At 68.1% G+C, this 13,392-nt stretch carries 15 protein-coding genes; 10 read left to right on the top strand and 5 right to left on the bottom strand.

The window, feature by feature from the left end:
- Window positions 1-2: 2 nt before the first annotated feature.
- The 3 genes from OHA10_RS00510 to OHA10_RS00500 are packed head-to-tail and all read right to left on the bottom strand — an operon-like array spanning window position 3 to window position 3,120.
- Window positions 3-1,304 carry an ABC transporter substrate-binding protein gene (locus tag OHA10_RS00510; protein WP_371404159.1) on the bottom strand — a complete coding sequence of 434 codons (1,302 nt, stop codon included), beginning with the start codon at window positions 1,302-1,304 and terminating at the stop codon, window positions 3-5.
- A 12-nt stretch (window positions 1,305-1,316) separates the two neighbouring features.
- Entirely contained in the window at window positions 1,317-2,237 is a 921-nt protein-coding gene (locus OHA10_RS00505) for a carbohydrate ABC transporter permease (protein ID WP_371404158.1), read from the bottom strand.
- Window positions 2,221-3,120, bottom strand: a complete 900-nt coding sequence (locus tag OHA10_RS00500) for a carbohydrate ABC transporter permease (RefSeq protein ID WP_371404157.1) — start codon at window positions 3,118-3,120, stop codon at window positions 2,221-2,223. Before OHA10_RS00500 ends, OHA10_RS00505 begins: the two co-directional genes overlap by 17 nt.
- Before the next feature lie 135 nt (window positions 3,121-3,255).
- Between OHA10_RS00500 and OHA10_RS00495 the strand changes: the two genes are divergently transcribed.
- Genes OHA10_RS00495 through OHA10_RS00485 form a run of 3 tightly spaced genes read left to right on the top strand, consistent with a single transcriptional unit; the run spans window position 3,256 to window position 5,632 of the window.
- Window positions 3,256-4,305 carry a LacI family DNA-binding transcriptional regulator gene (locus OHA10_RS00495; RefSeq protein WP_371404156.1) on the top strand — a complete coding sequence of 350 codons (1,050 nt, stop codon included), beginning with the start codon at window positions 3,256-3,258 and terminating at the stop codon, window positions 4,303-4,305.
- A 29-nt stretch (window positions 4,306-4,334) separates the two neighbouring features.
- Window positions 4,335-5,090 carry an alpha/beta fold hydrolase gene (locus tag OHA10_RS00490; protein ID WP_371404155.1) on the top strand — a complete coding sequence of 252 codons (756 nt, stop codon included), beginning with the start codon at window positions 4,335-4,337 and terminating at the stop codon, window positions 5,088-5,090.
- Between the two features lie 8 nt (window positions 5,091-5,098).
- On the top strand, window positions 5,099-5,632 hold the full coding sequence (locus tag OHA10_RS00485; RefSeq protein WP_371404154.1) for a hypothetical protein: 534 nt from the start codon (window positions 5,099-5,101) through the stop codon (window positions 5,630-5,632).
- A 54-nt stretch (window positions 5,633-5,686) separates the two neighbouring features.
- Here OHA10_RS00485 and OHA10_RS00480 read toward each other — a convergent pair whose 3' ends face one another.
- Entirely contained in the window at window positions 5,687-6,370 is a 684-nt protein-coding gene (locus OHA10_RS00480) for a CHAP domain-containing protein (RefSeq protein ID WP_371404153.1), read from the bottom strand.
- A 116-nt stretch (window positions 6,371-6,486) separates the two neighbouring features.
- Between OHA10_RS00480 and OHA10_RS00475 the strand changes: the two genes are divergently transcribed.
- On the top strand, window positions 6,487-7,170 hold the full coding sequence (locus OHA10_RS00475; RefSeq protein ID WP_371404152.1) for an NBR1-Ig-like domain-containing protein: 684 nt from the start codon (window positions 6,487-6,489) through the stop codon (window positions 7,168-7,170).
- On the opposite strand, the gene OHA10_RS00470 is transcribed toward OHA10_RS00475, so the two are convergent.
- Complete coding sequence (locus OHA10_RS00470; RefSeq protein ID WP_371404151.1) at window positions 7,167-7,667, bottom strand: GbsR/MarR family transcriptional regulator; 501 nt, start codon at window positions 7,665-7,667, stop codon at window positions 7,167-7,169. The genes OHA10_RS00475 and OHA10_RS00470 overlap by 4 nt on opposite strands.
- Window positions 7,668-7,747: 80 nt before the next feature.
- On the opposite strand from OHA10_RS00470, the gene OHA10_RS00465 reads away from it, so the two are divergent.
- The 6 genes from OHA10_RS00465 to OHA10_RS00440 all read left to right on the top strand — a co-directional run bounded on the left by OHA10_RS00465 (window position 7,748) and on the right by OHA10_RS00440 (window position 13,391).
- On the top strand, window positions 7,748-8,671 hold the full coding sequence (locus OHA10_RS00465) for an ATP-binding cassette domain-containing protein (RefSeq protein ID WP_371404150.1): 924 nt from the start codon (window positions 7,748-7,750) through the stop codon (window positions 8,669-8,671).
- The gene (locus OHA10_RS00460; RefSeq protein ID WP_371404149.1) at window positions 8,668-10,266 is read left to right on the top strand and encodes an ABC transporter permease; all 1,599 of its coding nucleotides are present in this window, start codon (window positions 8,668-8,670) and stop codon (window positions 10,264-10,266) included. The genes OHA10_RS00465 and OHA10_RS00460 overlap by 4 nt, the downstream gene beginning before the upstream one ends.
- Window positions 10,267-10,353: 87 nt before the next feature.
- Window positions 10,354-10,731, top strand: coding sequence for a pyridoxamine 5'-phosphate oxidase family protein (locus OHA10_RS00455; protein ID WP_371404148.1), 378 nt, complete (start codon window positions 10,354-10,356; stop codon window positions 10,729-10,731).
- On the top strand, window positions 10,724-11,905 hold the full coding sequence (gene cbiE / locus OHA10_RS00450; protein ID WP_371404147.1) for a precorrin-6y C5,15-methyltransferase (decarboxylating) subunit CbiE: 1,182 nt from the start codon (window positions 10,724-10,726) through the stop codon (window positions 11,903-11,905). The genes OHA10_RS00455 and cbiE overlap by 8 nt, the downstream gene beginning before the upstream one ends.
- A complete protein-coding gene (gene cobM / locus OHA10_RS00445) occupies window positions 11,902-12,642 on the top strand; it encodes a precorrin-4 C(11)-methyltransferase (protein WP_371404146.1) in 741 nt (246 codons plus the stop codon). The genes cbiE and cobM overlap by 4 nt, the downstream gene beginning before the upstream one ends.
- Window positions 12,639-13,391: a cobalt-precorrin-6A reductase gene (locus OHA10_RS00440; RefSeq protein WP_371404145.1), complete on the top strand. Its 753-nt coding sequence runs from the start codon at window positions 12,639-12,641 to the stop codon at window positions 13,389-13,391. The genes cobM and OHA10_RS00440 overlap by 4 nt, the downstream gene beginning before the upstream one ends.
- Window position 13,392 lies beyond the last annotated feature (1 nt).

The raw sequence follows: 13,392 nt of genomic DNA, 5'->3' as shown, positions 1-13,392 counted from the left end.
GCTCAGCCGCCCTGCTTGATCAATCCGTTGATCTTGTCGATGTACGCCGGGAGGTCGCTGATCGGCTTCTTACCGCTGAGGATGGGCTGGTAGTTGGCCGTGGTCAGGTCACCGACCTGCTGGGCCCACTGGGTGGTGAAGCGGACGCCGACCGTCTTCTCGGCGGCCAGGTCAGCCTTCACGGTGTCGGCGACGGTGGTCTGCTGGGCCTTGGTGAGCGCGTCGAAGTAGCTCGCCTGGGCCGGCTTGTACGCCGGCGGCGCCACCGGGGAGGCCGGCAGTACGGCGTCCCAGACCTTGGTGTTGAGGTATTCGAGCACCTTGAACGTCGCGTCCTGGTCCTTCGTGTACTGCGGCGTGCAGATGCCGACCGAGTCGTACAGCGTGGTCGGTGTCTGCACCTGCGGGAACGGCGCGAACCCGTACTTGATCTTCGGCTTGTCGGTCTGGAACCCGGCCGCCAGCCACTGTCCGCCGAACGTCATCGGCACCTTGCCGGCCGCGAACAACGACTGCACGTTCGAGGCGTCGTACCCGGGCGGCGCGACCGATCCGTTCTTGATCGCGGCGACCAGCTTCTCGACGCCTTCCTTGTACTTGTCGTCGGCCTCCGCCTTGGTCGGGTGGTTGACGTTGTCGGTGAACGGCGCACCGCCGGCGGAGACGGCGTACATGCTCATCGTGAACGGTCCGTCCCCGGACGTGAGCTGGTCGGCGACCAGGCCGTACTTCGCCCCGTTCTTGTTGGCGAGCTTCGCGGCGTCGGCGTACATCTCGTCCCAGGTCCAGCCGGCCTTCGGCAGCGGCAGACCGGCCGCGGTGAACGCGTCGGCGTTGTACCAGACGCCGTACGTGTTCATCAGCGACGGCAGACCGCCCATCTGGCCGTCGGCGGTCTTCCAGTTGTCCATCGCGGACGAGACGAAGTTGTCCGACTTGAAGTCGCCGTTGCCGTCCTTGATCTTGTCAGCCCAGTCGACCAGCAGACCTTGCGAGGTGTACTGCTGCTCGGTGTCGTTACCGCACCAGAACAGGTCCGGCAGCTTCTTCGCCTGGGTCAGCGAGGCGAGCTTGTCGCCGTACTGGCCGCTCGGTGTGTCGAGCAGCTGGACGGTGATGTTGTCGTCCTTGAAATCGGCCAGCGCCTTCTTGATCGCGGCGTTGGTCTCGGCCGACTCCCACGTCATCACGGTGACGGTGACCGGCCCACTGCTGGAGCCGCCGCCGGAGTCCGAGCCGCTGCAGGCGGTTGCCGCCAGCAACCCGGCACAGGCCAGGGCGGTCACACCCAATGTCCTCTTCACAGGAAATCCCCTCTATTTCTGGTTCGTGCTGCCGAGAGCGCCGAGGCCCTGGATGAAGTAGCGCTGCGCGGCGAAGAAGATGATCAGCGGCGGCAGCATGTACAGCAGGTTGGTGGCCATGTAGTAGCTCCAGTCCGGCGTCTTCCCGGCGAACGGGGAGACGAACGACGCCATACCGACCGACAGCGGCCACTTGCCGGACGAGTACAGGTAGACCAGTGGATTCAGGTAGTCGTTCCAGGACGCCTGGAACGCGAGGATCGCCATCGTCAGCCAGGCCGGCCGGGTCAGCGGCAGCATCACGCTGACGAAGATCCGCAGGTGTCCGGCGCCGTCGATCTTGGCCGCTTCATCGATGGAATAGGGGATCGCGAGAAAGTACTGCCGGGCCAGGAAGATGAACAGCGGGTTCCCGCCCAGGAAGGCCGGCACGATCAGCGGCAGCCAGGTGTCGTACCAACCGATGCTCTTGTAGAGCTGGAACAACGGGATCAGCCCGACCACGCCGGGCAGCAGCATGCTGCCGACGAACAGGTAGAACCACACCTTGCGGCCCGGGAACCGCAACCGGGCCAGCGCGTAGCCGGCCATCATCGCGGTCAGCACGCCACCGAGCACGCTGAGCGCGGTGATGATCATCGAGTTGAGGAACAGCCGCGGGAAGCGGATCGCCTTCGGCCCGTTGACGAAGTTGCTCCAGGTCCACTCGTGCGGCAGCAACTTCGGCGGGATGTCGAACACCGCGGTCCGGCTCTTCAGGCCGATCGTGATCATCCACAGCAGCGGCACGATCATCACCGCGCAGATGAAGATCGCGACGACGTACCACGACGTCGTACCGATCAGGCGTGGTTTCTTCGGTGCGGGCCGCGTCACCGGCTCGGTGCCGGCCGTCAACGCGGTCGCTTCAGCGGCATCAGTCGGAAGTGTCACTGTACGTCCAGAGCGATGAGAACTTCGCGGTCAGGGCGATCACGGCGATGATGATCACGAACAGCACCCACACCTGCGCCGAGGCGTACCCGAGCTGCGGGATCCGGCCCAGGGTCGGGAAACCGTTGTTGTAGATCGACAGCATCAGCACGTTGGTGCTGAATCCCGGCCCGCCGTTGGTCAGGATCTTCGGCTGGTTGAACGTCTGCAGCGCGGCCGTGGTCTGCAGGATCACCTGCAGCAGGACGATCGGGCTGATCATCGGCAACGTGATCCGGAAGAACACCGACCACGGGCTGGCGCCGTCCACGCGAGCGGCCTCGTACAGCTCGGTCGGCACCGACTGCAGCGCGGCCAGGAAGATGATCATCGTCCCGCCGACGCCCCACAGCATCACCAGGACGACCGACGGCATCGACGTACCCGAACCCTGCAACCACAGGCTCGTCGGCAGCCCGAGCCGGTCGAGGATCGTGTTCAGCAGCCCGACCTGGGGGTCGAGCATGAACTTCCACAGCGTGATCGTCGCGACCGCGGGCAGCACCACCGGCAGGTACGCCAGCGTCCGGACCACCCGCACCCCGGCGAACCGCTGGTTGCAGAACATCGCCAGCGCCAGTCCGAGGATCAGCGACAGTGGGACATAGAGGACCACCAGGTACCCCGTTGCCCGCAGCGCCGGCCAGAACGCCGGGTCGGTCGTGAACAACCGGCGGAAGTTGCCGAGGCCAACGAAGACCGGATCGGTCAGCCCGTTGTACTTGGTTAGCGCGAGGTAGAACGAGCGGACCAGCGGATACCCCACGAAGACGAAGAACCCGAGCATCGCCGGTGCGATGAACAGGTACGCCGCCTTCACGTCGGACCCGGCGTTCCGGCTCATGCCCCCGCGCGCCGACCGCCGTCCGGCCGAAGTCTTTGCAGGAGAAGAACGATTCACCCGACCTCCTGGACGGTAACGTTTCCAACGTTTTACTGTTGGGTGACGATGCCGTGTCGCGAAAAGGAAGTCAACCCCGTGTCCGAAACGTTTCCAACCAAGCCGGAGGTACCCCGGCCGACGATGATCGACGTCGCCCGGCGGGCCGGTGTCGGGCTCGGCACGGTGTCCCGGGTGGTGAACGGCGGGCACGGCGTCCGGGACGAGACCGCGCAGCGGGTCCGGGCCGCGATCGACGAGCTGGGGTTCCAGCGCAACGAGGTCGCCCGGGCGCTCCGGCCGGGGAAGAAGTCGACCAGCCTGGCTCTGGTGCTGGGTGACCTGACCAACCCGTTCTACGCGACGATCGCGAAGTCGTCGCTGGAGATCGCCGGGCAGTCCGGGTTCGCCGTCGTGCTGGGAAGTGTCGACGAGGACCCGGAAGGCGAGAAGCGTGCGATCCAGGAGCTCGTCAGCCGGCAGGTCGCGGGTCTGATGATCGTGCCCGACCAGGGCGATCACGCGTTCCTCGAAGGCGCCGGGGTGCCGGTGGTGTTCGTCGACCGACCGGCGACCGGTATCGACGCGGACATCGTGATGGTCGACAACGAGGGCGGCGGCCGGCTCGCCACGGAGCACCTGCTGGCGCAGGGGCATGAGCGGATCGCGATCATCCTCGCCCCGTCGTACTACACGATCGGGCGCCGCCTGCGCGGGTACCGCCGGGCGCATCGGGCCGCGGGGCTCGAGGTCGATGAATCGCTGGTGATCCAGCTGCCCGAGGGCAACGCGGAGGCCGCCGAGAAGGCGACACATGAGGTGATGCTGCGGCCGGATCCGCCGACCGCGATCTTCGCCTCGACGAACTTCCTCACCGAAGGTGTACTGCGTGCGCTGGGTGAGCTCGGTCGGGAGCCGGCTGTGGTCGGGTTCGACGACTTCCGGCTGGCCGACATGCTGCCGACGCCGGTCACGGTCGTTGCCTCTGACATCGCCGAGCTCGGTCGCAGCGCGGCGCGGTTGCTGCTCGATCGCGCGTCCGGCGCCGACACCCGCCCACCACAGCGGATCGTGCTGCCGTGCGGGTTGATCGAGCGCGGGTCGGGCGAACGCCCACCGGATTCTGCTGCCAAGAGAAAGGCTCGATGACAGTCTTTCGCGCTGGCTAGGGTCGGTTTGTGTACTACGAGTCTTTCGGTGAAGGCCGTCCGATCTTCTTCCTGCCCAGCTGGGGTGGCGACGGAGGTGAGGGGCGCGACGTCCACGAGCCGGTCTTCGCCGACCGAGAAGGCTGGCGACGTATCTACGTCGACCCACCGGGCACGGGGAAGTCGCCTGCCGTTCCGTCGATCACCGACCAGGACGGGATGCTCGATGCGATCGCGGCGCTGATCGACGACCTGTCCGGCGGCGAGCCGTTCGCGCTGGCCGGTACGTCGGCCGGCGGGCTGCACGCTCGCGGCATCGTCCGACGCGATCCGGACCGTGTCCTCGGATTGTTGCTGAGGGCACCGGGCATCGTCGTCGACCGCGCCCGCCGCACGCTTCCGACCGACGAACACCTCGATCCGTCACCCGATCGTCAACGCCAGCACCAGTACTACGACGCAGCGGAGGCCGCCGCGGACCTGGCGTTCCTCGGTCACATCCAGCGCGACGTCACGACGTACGCCCTGCGTGAAGATCCCCGGTCCCGCTTCGAGCGTCCGACTTTGATCGTGACCGGTCGCCAGGACACCACCGCCGGGTACGCCGACGCCTGGTCGATCCTCGAGGACTATCCACGCGCGACATTCGCCGTACTCGACCAGGAGGACCACCTACTGCCCGGCCCCGGTCTGGCCGCGTATCGCGCACTGGTGGCCGACTGGCTGGACAGGGTCGATGACAGGTTCCGGACACAACCGGCTGGTGGAGGCCTGCGCTCCCTTTAACTGTGGGCATGACGCCCAGATCGACCGTCCCGTGGATCGGTGTGATGCTGGCGATGACGGTCGTTGTGCTGGCTGATCCGCTGATCAGGGAGAACTGGAAGCTGATCCCGCTCGCAGTGGTGATCGCCGGTACTGCTGCCTTCGCCATCTCCAGCGGAGTCAACCGGATCTCCGCGGGATCGCAGCGCGACGCTGCGTGGTTGACGGTCGTCGTGCTCGCGGCGGCGTGCGTCGCCGTCCAGGTTGCGATGGCCTCGAAGGGCGCATCCTCGTTCCAGTCTCTGCTGATGGCGTTCGGGCCGTTCGTCCTGTTCCAGCTCGTGGTGAAATCGATGGATCGGTTCGTCGACGAATTCACCATGCCGCTGCTCGCCGGGATGATCGGGGCGGCGGTGTTCGCCGCCGCGGTTCCGCTGATCGTCAACGGGCATCCAGGGTTGTCGATCTGGACAGGTATGGGGATCGGCGCCGGGCTCGGCTTCGTGGAGGGCGTCGTGTCGGGGGCTCTGCTGTGGCGGATGGTTCCGAGGCTTCTCCGCTGACGTGCCGAGCACCCGGACGCGTGAGGGGCGGGACGCGCGTCCGGGTGCTCGCGATCAGAAGTTGGGCCAGGCCCAGCCGAGGTAGCTGTTGAAGTAGGGCAGTACGCGGGTGCCGATCGCTCCGCTGACACTGGTGGCCCAGAAGGTCCCGTCTCCCTTGGCGACTCCGACGTGGCCGTACGGCGCGGCCAGGTCCCAGAACACCAGGGCGCCCTTCGGCGGGTTCAGATCACCGCGATGCGCGACACCGCGGGCCACGGCGTCGTTCCAGTCGGCCTTGGCGGAGGCCCAGATCGCGGTCTTGCCGTACGAGTTCTCGGCGGCCATCTCGCAGTACCCCTGGTAGGCAGTCGAGCCGCTGCGGGCGGCGTACCAGGCGATCGCGGCGTCGGCGCGTGGGTTGTTGGTGCAGAGCGGCGCGATCAGGCCGCTGCTGCCGGTGTTGACGTACGAGTCCGTGATGAAGCCCTTGCCGGGGATGTGGTCCCAGATCAGGCTGCGGCCGTACTTGCCGGTGACGGGCTCGCCGTAGATCTGGCAGTCGATCTCGACCGGGCCGTTGGGCTGGGTGCCGACCGAGCCGAAGCTGGTCGCGTTCCCGGACCGGATCGCGACGCCTTGGCCGCTGTCGGTGACCACGGTTCCGGTCGCGGCGCTGGCGGTCAGGGTGCCGGTGCCGAGGGCGGCGGCGGTGGCCAGCAGGGTGGTGAGGGTGATGCGCAAGAGGGCGGTACGCATGATGTTGGTCCTTTTCGCTGGGCGACTGGCGAAGTGACACTGATTTACAGAGAATCAGAGGGTTACCGTGTTGTCGCAGTGGGCAACGACCGTCATGCAGGACCGGGGAGTCCGCCGTGAGGCCAGCACAGGCTCGCTTTGTGATCGGCTCCCGGATGCGCGAGCTCCGGGAAGCGGCCGGTATGCCCTTGAGTCGCGCCGCCGCGGAGTCCGGCTGGGACAAGGGGCATCTGTCCCGGGTCGAGCGCGGCCACACCAAGCCCAGCCGCGAACTGACCGAGTGGTACGACGCCTCGTTCGGCGCGGGCCAGTCACTGGTCAACCAGTTGACGGAGCTGGACGCCGCCGTACGCGCCGGCCGTGACGTCTCCCAGCGGGACATGCGCCGGCACGTGCAGCCGGTCTTGCTCGGCGGATCCGTGCCGATCGACCACCACCCCGAGGACCGGGCCGAGCTGGTGGGGGAGACGGTCCCGGACGGCACGCGCGTCTGCCGCGATCAGCACTTCGAGAAGACCTGGGAGATCCACAACAGCGGCGAGCGTCCATGGCGCGACCGCTGGCTCACCCGGCAAGGCGCTCCCGGCGCCCCCGGCTGGCTCCGCTCACCGATCCGCTCGCGAGTCCCCGACGCCGACCCGGGGGAGACCGTGATCGTCACGATGCGCCTCCAGTCCCCGGCGCAGGTCGGCGCGTCAACGGCGTACTTCAAGATCACCGACGAGGCAGGCCGCCTGTACTACCCCGGTCTGGAGTCCCCGCCCATCTATTGCACGATCTTCACCGTCTACGAGCTCTAGCCGAGCTCGGCGTCGATCTCCGCGTCCAGCTCGGCCTTGCGTTTCATCCAGCGCTCGGAGAGGCCTTTGACCTCGCCGCTGATGAAGTCGATGAAGCCCAGCGAGATGCGGATGCGACGGTGGGCGTCGGTGCCCTCGCCGGAGGCGTCGAGGACCTTGCGCAAGGACTCCGACCAGCGCACGAGCGACGCGTCCTCGCTCATCATCGTCTGGTACCAGGCGTCGTCCTGGACGACGTACACATCGCGACGGGTGCCGGGCTCGCGCTCGCGGGTGGCCAGTCGCAGCTGCAGCAGGTAGTTGACCGCGCCGGAGACGGCGGCGGGGCTGGCCTGCAGCTGGTCGGACAGCTCGGCGGCGGTCATCCGGCCCGAAACGCTGGACAGGATCGCGGCGAACACCCGGGCCGCCATCCGCGGCCAGCCTGTCTCGGCGAGCAGGTTGCCGAACTGCTCGGTGTACCGCTTGACGGCATCGTCGTCTCGATGTGCACTCACCGCCCCATCATCCCCTCTGAGCTGTCAGGAAGCTGTTAGCAAGATTCACAATCTTCTGAATGCAGTGTACGTTATGAATCATGACATCAGCCATCGTGGTCTCCGGACTCCACAAGTCGTACGGCGGTACGCACGCCCTCGATGGTCTCGACCTGGAGGTCGCGACCGGTGAGGTGCACGGCTTCCTCGGCCCGAACGGCGCCGGGAAGTCCACCACCATCCGCGTCCTGCTCGGCCTGCTGCGGGGTGACGCCGGCGATGTCTCGCTGCTCGGCGGCGACCCGTGGCGCGACGCTGCCACGCTGCACCGGCGGCTGGCGTATGTCCCCGGCGACGTCAACCTCTGGCCGAACCTGACCGGTGGCGAGGTGATCGACCTGCTCGGCCGGCTCCGCGGCGGGCTGGACGAGAAGAAGCGCGACGACCTGCTGCGCCGGTTCGACCTCGACCCGACCAAGAAGGGCCGGACGTACTCCAAGGGCAACCGGCAGAAGGTCGCGCTGGTCGCGGCGCTGGCGTCGAACGTCGAGCTGCTGATCCTGGACGAGCCGACCTCCGGCCTGGACCCGCTGATGGAGGAGGTGTTCCGGCAGGTCATCGAGGAGGACAAGCGCGAGGACCGCACCGTGTTGCTGTCCAGCCATATCCTCTCCGAGGTCGAGGCCCTGTGCGACCGGGTCAGCATCATCCGCCGCGGCAAGGTGGTCGAGACCGGCACCCTGTCCGACCTCCGCCATCTCACGCGTACGTCGATCCACGCCGAACTGGCCGGATCGCCGAACGGTCTCGCGCAGCTGCCCGGCGTCCACGACCTCGATGTCGAGGGCAACCGCGTCCGCTGCGAGGTCGACACCGCGCAGCTCGACGCAGTCATGCGGCAGCTGTCCGCGAGCGGGATCAAGAGTCTGGTCGCCCAGCCTCCGACGCTGGAGGAACTGTTCCTGCGCCACTACGAGGACGACGTACCGGCCGAGGTTTCCGGGCCTGAGGCGGCCGTGCGATGAACGACTTCGTCGGTACCGGGACGCTGGTGCGGCTCGCGCTGCGCCGAGACCGGCTGCTGATCCCGATCTGGATCGTCGTGTTCGTGATCTCGGCAGCCGGGTCGGCCAAGGCGTCGATCGACCTGTACTCCGACCAGAACGCGCTGGTCGAGGCCGCGCGTACGTCGAACGCCTCGCCGGCGCTGGTGTCGCTGTACGGGCGGATCTTCGACGAGTCCTCGCTCGGGGAGGTCTCGCTGTTCAAGCTGACTGCCTTCGGCGCCCTGCTGGTCGGATTGCTCGCCGGCATCCTCGTCGTACGGCACACCCGCACCGAGGAGGAGAGCGGCCGGCTGGAGCTGCTCAGCGCCGGAGTGCTCGGCCGGTACGCCGCTTTGACCGCAGCGCTGATCGTCTCCGCCGGGACTGTCATCGTGCTCGGTCTGGTGACCGCGCTCGCGTTGATGGGGAGCGGGCTGGACACGAAGGGCTCGTTCGCCTTCGGGCTGATGTGGGCCGGTGCCGGACTGGCGTTCGCGGGTGTGGGCGCTGTGACCGCGCAGATCACCGAGAGCGCCCGGGCCGCGAACGGACTGACCGCGGTCGTCCTCGGCGTCGCGTACGTACTGCGGGCGATCGGAGACTCGTCGGCCGACGGCAGTACCCAGTGGGTGTCGTGGCTGTCGCCGATCGGGTGGTCCCAGCAGGTCCGTGCGTACGCCGGTGACCGATTCGTCGTACTGCTGATTCCAGTGGCGTTCCTGGTTGTGCTGATCGGCGCGGCGACCGCACTGATCCGGCGGCGTGACCTCGGTGCCGGACTGGTTCCTCCGCGTCCCGGTCCGCCGCGGGCGGCCGCATCGCTGCGTTCGCCGCTCGCACTGGCCTGGCGGCTGCACCGGGGTTCGTTCTACGCCTGGGGGTTCGCGTTCCTGCTGCTCGGGTTGCTGGTCGGCAACATCGCCAGCAACGTCGACGGGTTCGTCACCAGCGACAGCGCCAAGGAGATGGTGCAGAAGCTCGGCGGCGTGGAGGGCATCACCGACGCGTTCCTGGCGACGGAGATGGGCGTCATGGGTCTGCTCGCGTCAGCGTTCGGTATCCAGGCGGCGCTCCGGCTTCGCTCCGAGGAGACTGCGCTGCGCGCCGAGCCGTTGCTGGCGACCGGGGTGACCCGATCGCGCTGGCTCGGCAGCCACGTGCTGATGGCGCTGCTCGGGACCGCCGCACTGATCCTGGTCGCAGGACTCGGCTCGGGCATCTCGAGTGGTGCGTCGCTCGGCAACATGGGCCGCCAGGTACCGCGGATGCTCGGTGCGGCCGCCGTACAACTCCCGGCGATCTGGCTGGTGACCGCGCTGGTCGTCATCCTGTTCGGCTTCGCGCCGAAGCTCGTCACCGGCGGCTGGGTTCTGTACGGCGTGTTCCTGCTGATCGGTCAGTTCGGCGAGATCTTCAACCTGCCGCAGTGGATGATCAACCTCAGCCCGTACGGCCACACCCCGCGGCTGCCCGGCGGCGACTTCTCCGTCACACCGGTGATCTGGCTGACCGCGATCGCCGCCGCCCTCACTCTGGCCGGCTTCGCGACCTTCCGCCGCCGCGACATCGGCTAGCTCCGGACCGCGCTGGTCTGAGGGGTCCAGCGCACCACGGCCCGCCCGGCACCTCACCGGGCGGGCCGTCTTGTCTACGATCGCTGGGTGTTGAGTGAGCGACTGGCCGAGTTCTGGACCGAGCGGCATCTGTGTGTGCTGAGCACCGTCCGTGTGGACGGGACCGTGCATGCGACGCCGGTGGGAGCGACGCTGGACGTCGAGGCGGGGCTTGTGCGGGTGATCTGCTCGGGTACGTCGTACAAGGCGCGGGCGATCCGACGGCTGGGGGAGGCGGCGGTCGCGGTGACCCAGGTGGACGGCCGGCGCTGGAGCACGCTGGAGGGGCGGGCGGTGGTGAGCGACGATCCGGAGCGGGTGCGCGACGCTGAGCGGCGTTACGCGAAGCGCTACAAGGAACCGCGCGTCAATCCGCAGCGCGTCGTCATCGAGATCACCATCACCAAGGTCCTCGGCAATGCCTGACCCCATCACGGTGGTGGGCATCGGCGCCGACGGCTGGCATGGCCTGTCACCTGCAGCCCGCGCCGCCATCGAGTCAGCCGACGTCCTGATGGGCAGCACCAGGCAACTCGCGTTGGTGCCGGACGCTCCTCGGGTCGCCTGGTCCTCGCCTCTGTCCGAATCGCTCCCGCGGCTCCTGCAGGAACATCGCGGGCAACGGATCTGCGTGCTGGCCAGCGGCGATCCGACTTTCCACGGCATCGGTACGACGCTCGTGCGGATGCTCGGCGCCGACGCCGTACGCGTCATCCCGCATCCCTCGAGCGTGTCGCTGGCGTGTGCGCGACTCGGCTGGCCGCAGGACCAGGTGCAGGTCGTCAGCCTGGTCAACCAGCCGGTGGAGCGCTTGCACCCACACCTCCAGCCTGGTCGACAACTGCTGATCCTCAGCCGAGGTGCGCAGACGCCGGCTGAAGTCGCGCAGTTGCTGGTCGCCCGTGGGTACGGCTCCAGCTCTTTGACTGTCCTCGAGCAGCTCGGTGGATCTGCCGAGGTGGTACGACGGGCGCCGGCGGCCGAGTGGTCTCACGATGTCGATGCGCTCAACGTCATCGGGGTCGAGTGCGTAGGCCCTGTCCTCTCCACCGCACCCGGTCTGCCCGACGACGCTTACGAGAACGACGGCCAGCTGACCAAGCGCGAAGTACGGGCCGTGACCCTGTCTCGACTTGCTCCGGTCCCTGGCCAGTTGTTGTGGGACGTCGGCGGCGGCGCCGGCAGCATCGCGATCGAGTGGTCCCGTCATCACCCGTCCTGCCGGGCGATCGCCATCGAACGCGACCCCGACCGAGCCAAGCGCCTCGAGCGCAACGCCGCTGCGCTCGGCGCATCAGTCACCGTCGTGGAAGGCGCCGCACCCGCGGCACTCGACGGCCTCGAGTCCCCGGATGCGATCTTCATCGGCGGGGGAGCGACCGCCGCCGGCATGTTCGACACCTGCTGGAATGCGCTCAAACCCGGCGGCCGCTTGGTGACAAACGGCGTCACCCTCGAGACCGAGTCCCTCATCGCTGATTGGTACAAGGCTCACGGTGGCGACCTGGTTCGCCTGTCCGTCCAACGCGCAGGTCCTGTCGGAGGGATGACCGGCTGGCGCCCAGCCATGCCCGTGACGATCTGGAGCATCACCAAATGACCGTGCACTTCATCGGCGCGGGCCCGGGTGCCGCCGATCTGATCACCGTGCGCGGACGCGACCTCATCGCCACGTCGCCGGTCTGTCTGTACGCCGGTGCGCTCGTCCCCGTCGAGCTCCTCGACCACTGCCCACCCGGCGCGCGCAAGATCGACACCGCGAACCTGAACCTCGACGAGATCATCGCCGAACTCTCCGCCGCCCACACCGCCGGCCACGACGTCGCCCGCCTGCACTCCGGCGACCCCTCCGTCTTCAGCGCAATGGCCGAACAGATGCGCCGCCTCGACACCCTCGACATTCCGTACGACGTGACTCCCGGCGTACCCGCTTATGCCGCCGCGGCCGCAACCCTCGCCCGCGAACTGACCGTCCCCGAGGTCGGCCAAACCGTCATCCTGACCCGGATCGCCGGCAGCGCGAGCGCGATGCCCGCCGGCGAAGACCTCGCGACCCTCGGCGCCGCACAGGCAACGATCGTCCTCCATCTCGCCGTCCAGCAGATCGACCGCGTCGTCAACGAACTCGTCCCGAACTACGGCCCCGACTGCCCGGCCGCCGTCGTTGCGCGGGCCTCCCGCGACGACGAGCTGATCCTCCGTGGAACCCTGGCCGACATCGCCGCCCAGGTGAAGGCCGCGGCCATCCGCCGTACCGCGGTGATCATCGTAGGAAAGGTGCTCTCGGCAACAACATTCCGGGACAGCCACCTCTACTCACCCGACCGGACCCGATGAAGGTTCTGCTGCTCGGGGGTACGGGAGAGGCGCGCGAGCTCGCGCGGGTGCTCGTCGGCGCGGGGGTCGACGTGGTCTCGTCGCTCGCGGGTCGAACTACGCAGGCGCGTCTGCCGGTCGGGGAGGTGCGGACGGGTGGATTCGGCGGTGCGGACGGTCTCGCGGGCTGGCTTCGCGATCACCCGGTCGACGCGGTGATCGACGCCACGCATCCGTTCGCCGCCACCATGACGGCGCATGCGGCGACCGCTGTGCGTGGTACCGGCGTACCGCTCCTCGTCCTTCGCCGCCCGGGATGGACTGCCGGTCCCGACGACAACTGGCACTGGGCCGACTCGGCCGCTGAAGCTGCCGAGCTGCTGCCGACCCTCGGATCGCGCGTCTTCCTCACCATCGGCCGCCAAGGGCTCGCCGCCTTCGCGAGCACCGGACTCTGGACGCTGGCCCGCTGCGTCGACGCGCCCGAGCCCCGCCCCTCGTGGTGCACGCTGATCCTGGCGCGCGGTCCGTTCGCGGTGGCCGATGAGATCGGGTTGTTGCGTGAGCACAGCATCGACGTACTCGTGACGAAGGACAGCGGGGGCTCGCAGACTGCTGCCAAGCTGACCGCGGCGCGGGAGTTGGACCTGCCTGTTCTGATCATCCGCCGCCCTCCGCTTCCCGCCGGACTGGAGACCGTCGAGTCTGTCGAGTCGGTCGCCGAAGCTGTCGGGTGGGTGATGCGGATGGGCGGTTCGTCGAGCGACTGAT

The organism is Kribbella sp. NBC_00662 (assembly GCF_041430295.1).
Classification (GTDB): domain Bacteria; phylum Actinomycetota; class Actinomycetes; order Propionibacteriales; family Kribbellaceae; genus Kribbella.
This window is presented reverse-complemented; position numbering and strand designations above follow the sequence as displayed.